Annotated in this window: 17 protein-coding genes; 13 read left to right on the top strand and 4 right to left on the bottom strand. The window is 74.0% G+C overall.

The features are described from left to right. The first annotated feature begins 74 nt into the window (after window positions 1-74). Genes K7640_RS14240 through rraA form a run of 6 tightly spaced genes read left to right on the top strand, consistent with a single transcriptional unit; the run spans window position 75 to window position 5,454 of the window. On the top strand, window positions 75-1,082 hold the full coding sequence (locus tag K7640_RS14240) for a tripartite tricarboxylate transporter substrate binding protein (protein ID WP_222955282.1): 1,008 nt from the start codon (window positions 75-77) through the stop codon (window positions 1,080-1,082). Next, complete coding sequence (locus K7640_RS14235; protein ID WP_255608984.1) at window positions 1,079-1,861, top strand: tripartite tricarboxylate transporter TctB family protein; 783 nt, start codon at window positions 1,079-1,081, stop codon at window positions 1,859-1,861. Before K7640_RS14240 ends, K7640_RS14235 begins: the two co-directional genes overlap by 4 nt. Continuing rightward, complete coding sequence (locus tag K7640_RS14230; protein WP_222955281.1) at window positions 1,862-3,364, top strand: tripartite tricarboxylate transporter permease; 1,503 nt, start codon at window positions 1,862-1,864, stop codon at window positions 3,362-3,364. Then, entirely contained in the window at window positions 3,361-3,753 is a 393-nt protein-coding gene (locus K7640_RS14225; RefSeq protein ID WP_222955280.1) for a universal stress protein, read from the top strand. Before K7640_RS14230 ends, K7640_RS14225 begins: the two co-directional genes overlap by 4 nt. Next, the gene (locus K7640_RS14220) at window positions 3,754-4,944 is read left to right on the top strand and encodes an MFS transporter (RefSeq protein WP_222955279.1); all 1,191 of its coding nucleotides are present in this window, start codon (window positions 3,754-3,756) and stop codon (window positions 4,942-4,944) included. 15 nt (window positions 4,945-4,959) lie between these two features. Beyond that, window positions 4,960-5,454: a ribonuclease E activity regulator RraA gene (gene rraA, locus K7640_RS14215; protein ID WP_222955278.1), complete on the top strand. Its 495-nt coding sequence runs from the start codon at window positions 4,960-4,962 to the stop codon at window positions 5,452-5,454. A 63-nt stretch (window positions 5,455-5,517) separates the two neighbouring features. On the opposite strand, the gene K7640_RS14210 is transcribed toward rraA, so the two are convergent. Continuing rightward, the gene (locus K7640_RS14210) at window positions 5,518-6,324 is read right to left on the bottom strand and encodes a hypothetical protein (protein ID WP_222955277.1); all 807 of its coding nucleotides are present in this window, start codon (window positions 6,322-6,324) and stop codon (window positions 5,518-5,520) included. 73 nt (window positions 6,325-6,397) lie between these two features. On the opposite strand from K7640_RS14210, the gene K7640_RS14205 reads away from it, so the two are divergent. Then, window positions 6,398-7,342 (top strand): Ppx/GppA phosphatase family protein, encoded by a 945-nt coding sequence (locus K7640_RS14205; RefSeq protein ID WP_222955276.1) that lies wholly within the window; start codon window positions 6,398-6,400, stop codon window positions 7,340-7,342. 78 nt (window positions 7,343-7,420) lie between these two features. Further along, window positions 7,421-8,227 (top strand): sugar phosphate isomerase/epimerase, encoded by an 807-nt coding sequence (locus tag K7640_RS14200; RefSeq protein WP_222955275.1) that lies wholly within the window; start codon window positions 7,421-7,423, stop codon window positions 8,225-8,227. Between the two features lie 116 nt (window positions 8,228-8,343). Here K7640_RS14200 and K7640_RS14195 read toward each other — a convergent pair whose 3' ends face one another. Genes K7640_RS14195 through K7640_RS14185 form a run of 3 tightly spaced genes read right to left on the bottom strand, consistent with a single transcriptional unit; the run spans window position 8,344 to window position 10,376 of the window. Beyond that, on the bottom strand, window positions 8,344-8,922 hold the full coding sequence (locus K7640_RS14195; protein ID WP_222955274.1) for a CGNR zinc finger domain-containing protein: 579 nt from the start codon (window positions 8,920-8,922) through the stop codon (window positions 8,344-8,346). 19 nt (window positions 8,923-8,941) lie between these two features. Next, window positions 8,942-10,108 carry a glutathionylspermidine synthase family protein gene (locus K7640_RS14190; RefSeq protein ID WP_222955273.1) on the bottom strand — a complete coding sequence of 389 codons (1,167 nt, stop codon included), beginning with the start codon at window positions 10,106-10,108 and terminating at the stop codon, window positions 8,942-8,944. A 1-nt stretch (window position 10,109) separates the two neighbouring features. Next, a complete protein-coding gene (locus K7640_RS14185; RefSeq protein WP_308042555.1) occupies window positions 10,110-10,376 on the bottom strand; it encodes a hypothetical protein in 267 nt (88 codons plus the stop codon). A gap of 154 nt (window positions 10,377-10,530) precedes the next feature. Between K7640_RS14185 and K7640_RS14180 the strand changes: the two genes are divergently transcribed. From K7640_RS14180 to K7640_RS14160, 5 genes are all read left to right on the top strand, one after another. Beyond that, entirely contained in the window at window positions 10,531-11,451 is a 921-nt protein-coding gene (locus tag K7640_RS14180) for a proline dehydrogenase family protein (protein ID WP_222955272.1), read from the top strand. A 106-nt stretch (window positions 11,452-11,557) separates the two neighbouring features. Next, entirely contained in the window at window positions 11,558-12,346 is a 789-nt protein-coding gene (locus K7640_RS14175) for an alpha/beta fold hydrolase (protein WP_222955271.1), read from the top strand. Beyond that, window positions 12,339-12,908 carry a TetR/AcrR family transcriptional regulator gene (locus tag K7640_RS14170; protein WP_222955270.1) on the top strand — a complete coding sequence of 190 codons (570 nt, stop codon included), beginning with the start codon at window positions 12,339-12,341 and terminating at the stop codon, window positions 12,906-12,908. Before K7640_RS14175 ends, K7640_RS14170 begins: the two co-directional genes overlap by 8 nt. Further along, window positions 12,905-13,240: a YrdB family protein gene (locus tag K7640_RS14165; RefSeq protein ID WP_222955269.1), complete on the top strand. Its 336-nt coding sequence runs from the start codon at window positions 12,905-12,907 to the stop codon at window positions 13,238-13,240. Before K7640_RS14170 ends, K7640_RS14165 begins: the two co-directional genes overlap by 4 nt. Before the next feature lie 38 nt (window positions 13,241-13,278). Next, complete coding sequence (locus K7640_RS14160) at window positions 13,279-14,667, top strand: efflux RND transporter periplasmic adaptor subunit (RefSeq protein ID WP_222955268.1); 1,389 nt, start codon at window positions 13,279-13,281, stop codon at window positions 14,665-14,667. Window positions 14,668-14,669 lie beyond the last annotated feature (2 nt).

Below are 14,669 nucleotides of genomic sequence, written 5' to 3'. Positions count from 1 at the left end.
AGAAGGCTGACTGTATGCCGGCTCGGGGGCCATCATCTTGCCGCCGGACTCATTCGAAACGGAAGAGAAACAAGATGGCAACTCGTAGGAACCTGCTGGTCATGGGGGTGGCCGCCGCCACCGCGCTGGCGCTGGGCGCCTGCGGCGCCACCGCCGACAAGAACGAGGCCGGCGGCGGGGACGGCGACAAGCCGGTCGCCGGACTGCGGATCATGGTGCCGAACTCGCCGGGCGGCGGGTACGACACCACGGCCCGGACCGCCGCGAAGGTGATGGAGGACGCGAAGATCGCCACCGGGGTCCAGGTGTTCAACCTGCCCGGCGCGGGCGGCACCGTCGGCCTCCAGCGGACGGTGAACGAGAAGGGCAACGGCAAGCTCGCCATGCAGATGGGGCTGGGCGTGGTCGGTGCCTCGTACACGTCGAAGTCCGCGGCGACGCTTACCCAGACGACCCCGCTGGCCAAGATGATCGAGGAGGCCGGCGCCATCGTGGTGCCGAAGGACTCCCCGTATAAGACGATCAACGACCTGGTCGCGGCCTGGAAGGCCAACCCGAAGGGCATCGCGGTCGGCGGCGGCTCCTCGCCCGGCGGCCCGGACCACCTGCTGCCCATGCAGCTAGCCCAGACCGTCGGCATCGACCCGCGGCAGGTCAACTTCATCTCGTACGACGGCGGCGGCGAGCTGCTGCCGGCCGTGCTCGGCGGCAAGGTCGCCTTCGGCGCCAGCGGCTTCGGCGAGTTCCTCGACCAGGTGGAGGCCGGCCAGATCCGGGTCCTCGCGGTGACCAGCGAGGCGCCGATCGAGGCGCTCAAGGACGTGCCGACCCTCAAGTCCTCCGGCATCGACCTGGTCTTCACCAACTGGCGGGGCATCGTCGCGCCGCCGGAGATCAGCGACGCCGACAAGAAGGTCTGGATCGACGTGCTGACCAAGATGCACGAGTCGGAGGAGTGGAAGGCCGAGCTGACCAAGCGCGGCTGGACCGACGCCTTCATCACCGGCGACGAGTTCGCCACCTTCCTCACCGAGCAGGACAAGTCGGTGGCGGACCTGCTCAAGCAGCTCGGGTTGGCATGAGCGGCATGACGACCCGACCGGACCGGGGCGGCGACCCGCCGTCCCGGCCGGCCGACCCGACCCTGCCGCACCAGGCGGGGGCCCGGGACCGGGAGGCGGGCGGCGCACCCCCCGCGCCCGCCCCGGACCCGACCTCGCCGGCCGCCGACCCGGTGGGCCGGCCCACCGGGTCGGCGGCACCCGCCGCGTCGGCGGAGGGCACCCCCGAGGCGCCGGACCGTGGCGTGGACCCGGCGGAGCGTACGCCCGAGGTGCCGGCGGCCGACGCGGACCCGGCGGCTGCCGCGCAGCGGAGGCCCGACAAGGCCCAGTACGGGGTCTGCGCCTTCCTCGCGCTGGTCGGTGGCCTGGTCATCCTCGAAGCCACCACCAACATCGGGGAGGCGATCAACACCGCCGACCCGATCGGGCCGAAGGCGGTGCCGATCCTGCTCGGCGTGCTGCTGCTGGTCGTCGCGGCGATCTACGCGATCGACGTGGCCCGCGGCGGTTCCGGCGAGCCGGAGGGCGGCGAGGACGTCGACCTGACCAGCCCGATCGACTGGCGGACGGTGCTGCTGCTGGTCGGCGCGTTCCTGGTAAACGCGGTGCTCATCGACCGGCTCGGCTGGGTGATCAGCGGGACGATCCTGTTCTGGGGTTCGGCGTACGCGCTGGGCAACCGGCACTACGTGCGCAACCTGCTGATCTCCGTCGCGCTGTCGTTGATCACCTTCTACGTCTTCGCCATCGGGCTCGGCGTCGACCTGCCCGCCGGCGTGCTGCAAGGGATCCTCTAGATGGACAACCTGGGCAATCTGCTCGACGGGTTCGCCAATGTGCTGACCCCGATGAACCTGCTGATCTCGCTGCTCGGCGTCACCATCGGCACCGCGGTCGGCGTGCTGCCCGGCATCGGGCCGGCGATGACCGTGGCGCTGCTGCTGCCGGTCACCTACGGGATGGAGCCCACCCAGGCGTTCATCCTCTTCGCCGGCATCTTCTACGGCGGCATGTACGGCGGCTCGACCACCTCGATCCTGCTGAACACCCCCGGCGAGTCGTCGTCGGTGGTGACCGCCATCGAGGGCAACAAGATGGCGAAGGCGGGCCGGGCGGCGCAGGCGCTGGCCACCGCCGCGATCGGCTCGTTCATCGCCGGCACCATCGCCACCGTGCTGCTGGTGGTGGCCATCCCGCCGGTGGTGGCCTTCGCGGTCAGCCTCGGCTCGCCCGACTACTTCGCGCTGATGCTGCTGGCGTTCGTGTCGGTCACCGCGGTGCTCGGCGCGTCCCGGATACGCGGCCTCGCCGCGCTGCTGCTCGGCCTGGTGATCGGCGTGATCGGCATCGACCAGTCCGGCCAGCAGCGGCTCACCCTGGGCATCCCGCAGCTCGCCGACGGCATCGACGTGGTCGTGGTGGCGGTCGGCATCTTCGCCGTCGGCGAGGCGCTCTGGATCGCCGCGCACCTGCGCCGCAAGTCCGGCGAGGTGATCCCGGTCGGCCAGCCGTGGATGGGCCGGGAGGACTGGAAGCGGTCCTGGAAGCCGTGGCTGCGCGGGACGGCGTTCGGGTTCCCGTTCGGGGCGGTGCCGGCCGGCGGGGCGGAGATCCCCACCTTCCTGTCGTACGTCACCGAGAAGAAGCTGTCCAAGCATCCGGAGCAGTTCGGCAAGGGCGCGATCGAGGGGGTGGCCGGGCCGGAGGCGGCGAACAACGCCTCGGCGGCCGGCACGCTGGTGCCGATGCTGGCCATCGGCCTGCCGACCAACGCCACCGCCGCGGTGATGCTGGCCGCCTTCGAGGGGTACGGCATCCAGCCCGGCCCGCTGCTGTTCAGCCGGGAGTCCAGCCTGGTCTGGACGCTGATCGCCAGCCTCTTCATCGGCAACCTGCTGCTGCTGGTGCTCAACCTGCCGCTCGCCCCGGCCTGGGCGAGGCTGCTGCGGATCCCGCGCCCGTACCTCTACGCCGGGATCCTCTTCTTCGCCTCGATGGGCGCGTACGCGGTAAACGCCCAACCGTTCGACCTGTTCCTGCTGCTGATCCTCGGCCTGCTCGGCTTCGGCATGCGGCGGTTCGGGCTGCCGGTGCTGCCGATGATCGTCGGCATCATCCTCGGCCCGCGCGCCGAGCTGCACGGCCGGCGGGCGTTGCAGCTCTCCGGCGGTGAGCTGCACGGCCTGCTCGGCGGCTGGGTGTCCTGGGTGATCTACACGGTCGTCGCGGTGGTGCTGCTCTGGCCGCTGATCGGGCGGTTCCTGGTCCGACCGGTTCGAGAGAGGCTGGTGACCTCATGACCATCCTGGTGGGATACGTCCCCTCGGCGCTGGGCGAGGCGGCGCTGCGCGCGGCCGTGGAGCAGGCCCGGTTCCGCGACGAGTCGCTGCTGGTGGTGAACACCTCGCGCGGCGACGCGTACGCCGACCCGCGGCTGGCCCCGGAGGCCGACCTGGAGCGGGTGGTCCGGGAGCTGACCGCGGCCGGGGTGCCGCACGCCGTGCGGCAGCTGGTCCGGGGCCGGGACGCGGCCGAGGAGATCGTCGAGATCGTCGAGAGCGAGCAGATCTCGCTGGTGGTGATCGGCATCCGGCACCGCACCCCGGTCGGGAAGCTGATCATGGGTTCGAGCGCGCAGGAGATCCTGCTCCGGGTGCCCTGCCCGGTGCTCGCCGTGAAGGCCCACTGAGTGGCGCCCGGGGACCGCGCGGTCCCCGGGCGCGCCCAGACCGCCCTGCTGCTGACGCACACCGTCGTGGTGCAGGCGGTCACCTTCATGCTCCGGCCGGCGTCCGCGTACCGGGCGCTGGAGCTGGACGTGCCGGGGGCCTGGCTGGGCGTGCTCGGGGCCAGTTTCGCCGCGGTGCCGCTGCTGCTGGCCGTACCGTCCGGGCACGCCGTGGACCGGTTCGGTGAGCGGCGGGTCGCGGTGGCCGGGTCGGTGCTGCTCGCCGCGGCCGGCCTCGGCTTCGTGGCGTTCGCCGGCACGGTGGCCGGCCTGGTGGTGGCCAGCATGCTGCTGGGCACCGCGCACCTGTGCGCGGTGGTGGCCCAGCAGGCGCTGGTGGCCAACCGTACGCCCGCCCAGCGGTACGACGCCGCGTTCGGCTACTACACCTTCGCCGCCTCGCTGGGGCAGGCGCTCGGTCCCGGGCTGATCGTGGTCTTCGGCGGGAGCCGGCCGATCCCGGACACCCGGGCCATCTTCGTCGGCGCCGCCGTGGTGGCGCTGCCGCTGCTGGTGGTGGCGCTGCTGCTGCGCCCGTCCGGGCAGCACGGCGCGGCCGGCGACGGGCCGGGCGCGGGCGGGATGCGGGAGTTGCTGCGCCAACCCGGGCTGGTCCGCGCCCTCACGGTGAGCTGCGTGGTGCTGGCCGCGGTCGATATCTCCCTGGTCTACCTGCCCGCGCTCGGCGCGGAACGGGGCATCGCGTCCGGCTCGATCGGCGTGCTGCTCGGTGTGCGGGCGGTCGCCTCGATGGCGTCCCGGCTGCTGCTCGGCCGGCTGGTGGCGGCGCTGAGCCGGCGTACCGTGCTGGTCGGCAGCGTCGCGGTCTCCGCCGCCGGGCTGGCGCTGCTGCTGCCGCCGCTGCCGTTCCCGGTGCTGGTCGTGGTGGTGACGGTCGCCGGGTTCGGGCTCGGCGCGGGGCAGCCGCTGACCATGTCGTTCCTGGCCGAGGTGGCGCCGCCGGGGCTGCGCGGCCGGGCCATGTCGCTGCGGCTCACCGGCAACCGGCTGGGCCAGGTGCTCATCCCCAGCGCCGCCGGGGCGCTCGCGGCGGGCGCCGGCGCGGCCGGCGTGCTCGCCTGCACGGCGGCGGGACTGGCCGGCGCGGCGCTCGCCGCCACCCGCCTGCACCGCTCACCACCCCATCAATGAAACGGAGAACCCACCATGTCGAACCCCGATCCGCTGGCGACCGCCGACCTCTACGACCGGTACGGCGAGCTGCTCGGCTCGTGCGACACCCAGCTCCGCCAGTTCGGCGGGGTGCGCGCCTTCGGCGGAGCGGCCGTGACCGTGCGCTGCTTCCAGGACAACGCCCTGGTCAAGTCGGTCGTCTCCGAGCCCGGACGAGGCCGGGTGCTGGTGGTGGACGGCGGCGGATCGCTGCACACCGCCCTGATGGGTGACCTCATCGCCGGGGCGGCGGCCGAGAACGGTTGGGCGGGCGTGGTCATCAACGGCGCCGTCCGGGACGTGGCCGCGCTGCGTACCCTGCCCATCGGCATCAAGGCGCTGGGCGCGAACCCGCGCAAGAGCGCCAAGACCGGCGCGGGGGAGCGGGATGTGCCGGTGTCGTTCGGCAACTGCGACTTCGCCCCCGGCGACCGGGTGTACTGCGACGAGGACGGCGTCGTGGTGCTGCCCGCCGACGCTGCGGAGTAGGGCCGTCCGCGGTGTCAGGCGGGGGCCCCTCCTATACCGGAGGCGTTAACAAGGTGCCCTTCCTTACTCGCTGGCCGGGTGCGGGGCCACCTGGCCCTGGCGGAGGCGGGCGGCGCAGAGCTCGGCCAGCTTCGCGTACGCGGGCGCGCCCACCAGCGCGGTCAGCTCCGGGCCGTACGACACGTACATCGGGTCGGCGCCGACGTGCGCGTCGGTCGACGAGGTGCACCACCAGTCCAGGTCGTGGCCGCCGGCCCCCCAGCCGCGCCGGTCGAACTCGGCAAGCGTGGAGATCAGCACCTTGGTGTTGTCCGGTCGGGTGTGCCACTCCTGGTCCCGCCGGACCGGCAGCTGCCAGCAGACGTCCGGCTTGTATTCCAGCGGGTGCACGCCGTCGCGCAGCGCCTGGGCGTGCAGCGCGCAGCCGCCGCCGGCCGGGAAGTCCGCGTCGTTGAGGAAGACGCACGGCGCGTCCTCGCTCCGGGTGGCGGTACGCCGGGCCGGGGTCTTGCCGTCGACGGTGTCGTTCTCGGTCCAGTTCTTGAAACCCTTGCGGAAGTGCTGCCAGGTCTGCGGGGTGAGCCGCTTGACGGCCGCGCGGACCCGCTTCTCGTCGTCCGCGTCGGTGAAGAAGGCCCCGTGCGAGCAGCAGCCGTCCGCGGCGCGGCCGGCGATGATGCCGTGGCAGCCCTTGCCGAAGACACAGGTCCAGCGGGACAGCAGCCAGGTCAGGTCGGCGCGGATGACGTGCTTGGCGTCGGCCGGGTCGACGAACTCGATCCACTCCCGGGGGAAGTCCAGCCCCACCTCACGACTGCGCGGGTCGTCTGGGTCGTCCACCAGCACCCGCAGTTCCACCTGGCTCGTCACCCGGCCAGCGTACGCGCGGTCACCCCGGTCGGCTGGCGAGCCGACGAAACGCGCCGGCCGTAGTGTCGTCAGCATGCGACTGGGAGTCCTCGACGTCGGTTCGAACACGGTGCACCTGTTGGTGGTCGACGCGCACCACGGCGCCCACCCCTGGCCGGCCCACTCGGAGAAGGTGGTGCTGCGGCTGGCCGAGCAGATCGGCCCGGACGGCGCGCTGACCGAGGCCGGCGCGGACAGCCTGGTGGAGGCGGTCGGCATGGCCAAGGCGGCCGCGGCGGGCCTGGCCGCGGACGACCTCATCGCCTTCGCCACCTCGGCGGTCCGGGACGCCACCAACGCGGGCGAGGTGCTGGCCCGGGTCCGCGACGCCACCGGCGTACGGCTGGAGGTGCTGCCCGGCGCGGACGAGGCGCGGATGACCTTTCTCGCGGTCCGGCGCTGGTTCGGCTGGTCCGCCGGCCGGCTGCTGGTGCTCGACATCGGGGGCGGCTCGCTGGAGCTCGCGGCCGGGATCGACGAGGACCCGGACGTGGCGCAGTCGCTGCCGCTCGGCGCGGGGCGGCTGAGCCGGGAGCGGCTGCGGGTCGACCCGGCGGGCCTGGTGCCGCCCACCGCGGAGGCGGTGGCCGAGCTGCGGGGGTACGTCGACGAGGTGCTGGAGCCGGTCGCCGAGAAGCTGGCCGCGGTGGGCTGGGAGCGTGCCGTGGCCACCTCGAAGACGTTCCGTACGCTGGCCCGGCTCGCCGGCGCGGCGCCCTCCGGCGCGGGCCTGTGGACCCGGCGCAGCCTGACCCGCACCGGGCTGCGTCAGGTGATCGGGTTCATCCGGCACATCCCGCCGGCGAAGCTGCCCGAGCTGGAGGGGGTGAGCGCCGGCCGGGCCCACCAGCTGCTAGCCGGCGCCGTGGTGGCCGAGGCGGTGATGCGTCGGCTGGACGTCGACACGCTGGACATCTGCCCGTGGGCGCTGCGCGAGGGGGTCATCCTGAGCCGGTTGGACCAGCTCGAACCGAAGTGATCGCGCCCCCTGGCGGTCTGGGCGCTTTGCGATGGCTCGTCACGATGCCCGGTGGCCGCCCCGGCTACCCTGATGGATGTGACTTCCCACGTCCCGGTCCTCCTTTCCACGTCCTCCGTCTTCCCCGAGCGGACGGCGGCGGCGTTCCAGCTGGCCGCCGCGCTCGGCTACGACGGCGTCGAGGTGATGGTGTGGACCGACGCGGTGAGCCGGGACGCCGGCGCGCTGCGCGGTCTCGCCGAGCACTACGGCGTACCGGTGCTGTCGGTGCACGCGCCCTGCCTGCTCGTCACCCAGCGGGTGTGGAGCCCCGACCCGTGGGAGCGGCTGCGCCGGTCCGCCGAGCTGGCCGAGACGCTCGGCGCCCCGACCGTGGTGGTGCACCCGCCGTTCACCTGGCAGCGCGACTACGCCCGGGGCTTCGCCGACGGGCTGGAGCAGATCGCGGACCGGTTCGGTGGGCTGCGCTTCGCGGTGGAGAACATGTACCCGGTGAAGATGGCCGGCCGGCAGTTCGTCCCGTACGTGCCGGGCTGGGACCCGACCGAGACCGGCTACCCCTCCTACACGCTGGACCTCTCGCACTGCGCCGCCTCGCACGCCGACGCCCTGGCGATGGCCGACCGGATGGGCGACGGGCTGGCTCACGTGCACCTGGGTGACGGCACCGGCGAGGGGCGCGACGAGCACCTCGTCCCGGGCCGGGGCGGTCAGCCCTGCGCCGAGCTGCTCCGCTCCCTGGCCGGCCGCAACTTCACCGGCTCGGTCGCCGTCGAGGTGACCACCCGCGGCGCCGGCAGCCGCACCACCCGCGAGTCCGACCTCAAGGAAGCCCTCGACTTCGCCCGCGCCCACCTAACCGCCCCCACCCCCCTAAACGCCTAACCCCCCACCCCGCACCCCCACCCCACCCCGGCCTCCGGAGCGTTGATCATGAAGTTTGCGTCACGGCAGAGCCCTTTCCCGACGCAAACTTCATGATCAACCGCGAGGGGCGCGGGTCAGGCGGGGGTGAGGGTTTGGGGGGTGGTGGGGGTGGGGGTGGGTTGTTCGGGGGTGATGGCGGCGCGCTTGCGGGCGCGGTGGGCGGCCACGTGGGAGCGGGTGGCGCAGCGCTCCGAGCAGAACCGCCGGCAGCAGTTCGACGAGGTGTCCAGGTAGACGTTGCCGCAGCGCTCGTCGGCGCAGACCCCGAACCGGGCGCTGCCGTATTCACACAGCCAGACCGACAGGCCCCAGACCGCGCCGGCGAGGTATTCCGCGCTGACCGAGGAGCCCCGGCTGGTCACGTGCATGTGCCAGTCGCTGGAGTCGTGGCCGGAGATGCGCGGCTGCACCGGGTACGCCTCCAGCAGCGCGTTCAGCTCGGCCACCGCCGCCGCGTCCCGGCCCGAGGTGCCGTAGTCGAACACGTCCCGCAGGCGCTTCTGCGCCCGCCGGAAGATCGCCAGGTCCCGGTCGGCGACCTCGTCGCGCATCCACGCGTTTTCGTCCGGAAAGATGGCCCGCAGGTCGTCGAGGTCGTTCAGCCGGGCGTTGACCAGGTCGACGCCGGTCCGGGCGTACGCGTCGAAGTTCACCCCACCAACGGTAGACGACTCACGGTACGCGCGGCGCGTCGATGTAGTGCGGCAGGAACCGCGCGTAGCCGTCGGTGATCAGGCTCTCGCTCTCCCGCACCCCGAGCCCGGCCGCCGCGCCGTCGACGATCCAGCTGCCGAGCACCGTACGGTTGCCGGCGAACTCGGGCAGCGCCCGGAACTCCTGGTAGCAGTACCCCTCGTCGCCGTAGATCCCCGGGTTGGTGAACTCCGCGCCGCCGCTGACGATCCGCACCGACCCGCCCTCCCGGCCGAGCAGCGGCTTCGCCACGTACTCCGGCATCCCGCGCGGCGAATCCAGGTACGCCGGCAGCAGGTACTCGTGCCCGGGGTACAGCTCCCAGAGCACGGCGAGCAGTGCCTTGTTGGACAGCAGCAGCTTCCAGGCCGGCTCGATCCAGGTGGTCGGGGTGCCCGGCGCCAACGCCAGCGGGCCGTACGGCTCGGCCAGCATCCACTCCCAGGGATAGAGCTTGAAGCAGGTGGTGACCGGGCGGTCCGCGGTGTCCACGAAGCGCCGGCCGTCCCAGCCGATCTCCTGGATCGGCAGCAGTTCGACGTCCAGCCCGGCCTGGCGGGCGGTCTCCGCCAGGTAGCCGGCGGTCATGTGGTCCTCGCCGGTCTCCTCCTCGCCGGACCAGACCACGTGCACCCGGCGGTCGTGCAGCCCGGCGCCGATCTTGGCCCAGCCGCCGACCAGCCGTTCGTGCAGGCTGTTCCACTGGTCCGCCTCGGGGCGGGTGTCCGCCAACCAGTACCACTGCACGATGGCCGCCTCGACCAGCGAGGTGGGGGTGTCGGCGTTGTACTCCAGCAACTTGGGCGGCCAGCTGCCGTCGTACCGGAGGTCGAAGCGGCCGTAGAGGCTGGGCGGTCCCTCCCGCAGCGAACGGGCCACCGCCTCGGCGGCGTGCTCCGGGATGCCGAACTCGGCGTACCGGCCGCGGGTCACCACGTGCTCCGCGGCGGCCACCGCCATCCGGTGCAGCTCCTCGGTCGCCTCCTCCAGCCGGAGCACCTCGTCGAGGTCGAAGGCGTACGCGGCGGTCTCGTCCCAGTACGACATCACCCCGCCGTCGGGCAGCTCGGTGTCGACGTACACCAGGCCCTGCCGGCGGATGGTGGCGTCCCAGTCGGGGCGCGGGGTGACCGGCTCGCGGCGCACCTCAGCCGCCGCAGGAGGCGAGGTGGGTGCCGAACCCGCCGCGCGCCGGCACGGCGGCGACCGGCTCGGACGCGGTGCGGGCGGCGACCGCCGCGGGCGCCGGCAGCGCCAGCGCGACCGTGTCGCCGCCGCCCCCACCGGACGGGCCGAGCGCGCAGTCGTCATCGTCGTCGGTTAGGTTGCAGCCGGAGAGGGCCAGCGCCAGCGCGGTCAGCGCGCCCAGCTGCACGGTGGCCGACCGGAGCCGGCGCCGGGGGTGTCGTTCCACGTGATCGTTGTAGCCCATCCGCGCCCGCCGTGGGGGGTCGGGAAGGGTGTTAACAGGGGGCCCCGCCTATGCAAAATGCGTTAACAGGGGGCCCCTCCTTACACCTTCGGCCGCCGCTCGGCGGGGGCTCCGGGGTGGGCGTTACGCTCGGCTCATGCTCCGTTCCGTCATCCTCGCCGCCTCCCGGTCATCCCAGGTCGAGCGGCTCGTCGCGACGGCCCCGTTCACCCGGGACGTCGTCCGCCGGTTTGTCGCCGGCGCCGGCACCGACGACGCGCTGCGCGCGACCCGCGCGCTCGTCGACGGCGGCCAAGCGGTCACCCTCGACTATCTGGGCGAGGACACCACCAACCCCGAGCAGGCGAACGCCACCCGGGACGAATACCTCAAACTGCTGCGGCTGCTCGGCGCCGCCGGGCTGACCCCGGGCGCCGAGGTGAGCGTGAAGCTCTCCGCGCTCGGGCAGCTGTTCGACGAGCGGCTCGCGTACGAGAACGCCCGGGCGATCTGCGCGGCGGCGGACGCGGTGGGGACCACGGTCACCCTGGACATGGAGGACCACACCACCACCGACTCGACGCTGGACGTGCTGGCCCGGCTGCGCAAGGACTTCCCGTCGACCGGCGCGGTGCTCCAGGCGTACCTGCGGCGGACCGAGTCGGACTGCCGGGTGCTGGCCGACGCGGGTTCCCGGGTGCGGCTGTGCAAGGGGGCGTACAAGGAGCCGGAGTCGGTGGCGTACCAGTCCGCCCGCGAGGTGGACAAGTCCTACGTACGCTGCCTGAACGTGCTGATGTCCGGCGACGGCTATCCGATGTTGGCCACCCACGACCCCCGGCTGATCGCGATCGGCGAGGACCGGGCCCGCTGGTTCGACCGCGGCCCGGACCGGTTCGAGTTCCAGATGCTGTACGGCATCCGCCCGGAGGAGCAGGCCCGGCTGGTCGGCGAGGGCTACACGGTGCGCACCTACGTGCCCTACGGCGACCAGTGGTACGGCTACCTGATGCGCCGGCTCGCCGAGCGCCCCGCCAACCTGGCCTTCTTCGGCCGCGCCCTGGTCTCCAAGAAGTAGCCCCGAATCGGCTCGCGCCGGCCCGGTTCTCCGCCTTCGGCGGGACCGGGCCGGTCGGTTTTCCGGGCCCTTGACGGAAGTGGCTAATGGGGTTAGCTTAATGGCTATGGAGATTAGCCGCGTGGTCCGGGACGGTGGAACGATCGCTTACGAGGTGCACGGGGCGGGCCCGCTGGTGGTCCTCTCGCACGCCATGGGGGAGTTCCGGGCCGCCTTCCGGCACCTGGTGCCCCGGCTGGTGGCGGCCGGCTACCGGGTCGCCGCCGTCGACGTGCGAGGCCACGGCGACTCCAGCTCGCGCTGGCCGTCGTACACCCCGGCGGAGGTGGGCGCCGACCTGCTCGCCGTGGTCCGCGAGCTCGGCGGGGGGCCGGCCACCCTGGTGGGCGCGTCGTCCAGCGGCGCGGCCGTGGTGTTCGCCGCCGCCGACGCGCCCGAGCTGGTCAACGGCATCGTGCAGATCGGCCCGTTCGTCGCGCGGCCGAACCGCCTCCTGCTGCTGGCGCAGGACCTGGTGCTGCTCAGCCCACGGCTGTTCGGGCTCTTCCACCGCACCCGCTTCGCGGACGTTCGGCCCGCCGACGACGCCGCGTTCCGCCGGGAAATGGTCGCCCGGCTGCGCGGCCGGATGGACGCGGTCCGTGGTGTGGTGGCACCGGTCGAGCCGCACTGGACCGAACGGGCCCGCGCGGTGCGGCAACCGGTCCTGGTCCTGATGGGCGCGAAGGACCCGGACTTCCGCGACCCCGCCGCGCAGGCGCGGGCCGCCCGGCGGCAGTTCCCGGTCGCCGAGGCCCGGATGATCGCCGACTCCGGCCACTACCCGTACGCGGACCAGCCCGACGCCACCGCCGCCGACCTGATCGAGTTCCTGGCGGTGACCGCCCGTGCCTAGGGCCGGGCTGACCCCGGCGACCGTGGTCCGCGCGGCCGCCGTGCTCGCCGACGAGGTCGGTTACCACCGGCTCACCCTGGCCGCGCTCGCCGGCCGGCTCGGCGTCGCGCTGCCCAGCCTCTACAAGCACGTGCGGGGCGCGGACGCGCTCGACCAGCAGCTCGCCGCGCTCGCCGTCGGTGAGCTGGCCGAGGCGATGACCGCGGCGGCGGCCGGCCGCTCCGGCGCCGACGCGCTGCGCGCGGTGGCCGGGGCCTGGCGCGACTACGCCCACCGGCACCCCGGCCGGTACCCGGCGGCGCAGCGGGTGCCGGCGGCGGACGACCCGGAGCACGTGGCGGCGGGGGAGCGCGCCCTCGGCGCGGTCTACGCCATCCTGCGCGGCTACGGACTCACCGGCGACGACGCCGTCGACGCGGCCCGGATCTTCCGCAGCGCCGTGCACGGTTTCGTGACGCTGGAGGCGGCGGGCGGGTTCGGCCTGCCGCGCGGCATCGACCGCTCCTTCGACCAACTGGTGGCCACCCTGGACACCGCGTACCGGGACTGGAGATCCGCGTGAAGGGCATCCTGCTGGCACTCGCCTTCCTGCTCGAACTGGCGCTGCTCGCCGCCGCCGGCTGGTGGGGCTTCACCCTCGACGCCGGCTGGCCGGTCCGGCTGCTGGCCGGGCTCGGCGCGCCGCTGCTGATCGCCGTCGTCTGGGGCCTGTTCTGCTCGCCGCGAGCCACCGTGACGCTGCCCGCGCCGGCCAAGCTCGCCGCGCAGGCCGCCTGCTTCCTCACCGGGGCGGTGCTGCTGGCGCTGGCCGGTCGCCCGGTGCCTGCGGTCCTGCTGGTCGCCCTCTGGGCGGTCGACAAGACCCTGCTCCGGCTCGCCGGCGACCCGGTCTGACCGCGTCGATCGGCGTCGACGGGTCGTAGCATGGCCGGGTGGTCCGCACCCACCCGCCGCGGTCAGCCGCGCCCCGCCCTGCCCGCCTGTTCACCGCCCTCGCCGCCGTCGTCGCGCTGACCGGCGCCACCGCCGCCTCCTGCGATGCGGAGCAGTCCCCCGTCGCCCTCGCCGAGGTGGGCCGCGCCGCCGTCACCGAGGTGATCGACGCCTCCGCCACGGTGACCGCCCGGGCCGCCGCCACCCTCACCGCACCCGCCGACGGCACCCTGGCCAGCCTGCGCGTCCAACCCGGACAGCGGGTACGCAAGGGCCAGGTGCTGGCGGTGGTCAGCTCGCCGCAGGCCCAGGACCGGCTCCGCCAGGCCCGCCGCGCCCTCGAGGCCGCGCAGCGGGCGGGCGGGTCCGGCGGCGGCGGCCTGGTCAGCCGCCGCCGGGGCACCGACCAGGCCGCGACCGAGGCGTACGACGCGGCGCGGGCCGCCGCCGCGAAGATCGGTGACCCGCGGCTGCGCGACGCGCTGCTGGTGCAGGTGGACTCCGCGCAGCGGCAGTACGAGTCGGCCGCCCGGGCCGCCGACGAGGCGGTCCGTTCGGTGCAGCGCGGGGTGCGGAACCTGAACTCGGCCGTCGGCGCGCTCGCCACCGCCCAGCGGCTCCAGGCCCAGCAGGCGTACGACCTGGCGAAGGCGACCGTCGACGCGTTGACCCTGCGCGCCCCGATCGCCGGGGTGGTGCAGCCCGGTGGCACCCGGGCGGCGGCGCCGGCCGACCTGGCGGGGCTGCTCGGCGCGGCCGGCGGGGGCAGCGCGGCGGCCGGCATCGACCCGTCGGCCTTCGCCCCGACCGACCGGGGCGGCCCGCCGGCCGGGGTGGACGACGCGGTGCCGCAGGGCGGCCGGGTCACCGCCGGCACGCCGGTGCTGACCGTCGTGGACACCGGGCAGCTCGGCCTGCTCGCCGAGGTGGACGAGACGGACGTGCTGCTGGTCCGGCCGGGCCTGACCGCGACGGTGGAGCTGGACGCGGTCACCGGGGCGACGTACCAGGCCCGGGTCCGCTCGGTGGACGTGCTGCCCAGCACCTCGGCCCGGGGCGGGGTGACCTACCGGGTGCGGCTGTCCCTGGAGCGGGGGCACCAGGGCGAGGGGGAACCCGCGCCCACCCCGCGCCCCGGCATGAACGCCCTGGTCCACCTGCGGGTACGCGAGGCCGCCGACGCGGTGGCCGTACCCGCCTCGGCGGTCTTCTCCGCCGACGGTGGGGACGCGGTCTGGTTGCTGCGCGACGGCCGGGCGGACCGGGTGCCGGTCACCGTCGGGGTGCAGGGGCCGGATCTGGTGCAGATCGTCAGCGGGGTGCGGGCCGGCGACCGGATCGTGGTGCGCGGCGCCGACCGGGTCCGGGTCGGGCAGGAGCTGAAGTGAGC

It is taken from the genome of Micromonospora sp. PLK6-60, assembly GCF_019890675.1.
GTDB lineage: Bacteria > Actinomycetota > Actinomycetes > Mycobacteriales > Micromonosporaceae > Micromonospora.
This window is presented reverse-complemented; position numbering and strand designations above follow the sequence as displayed.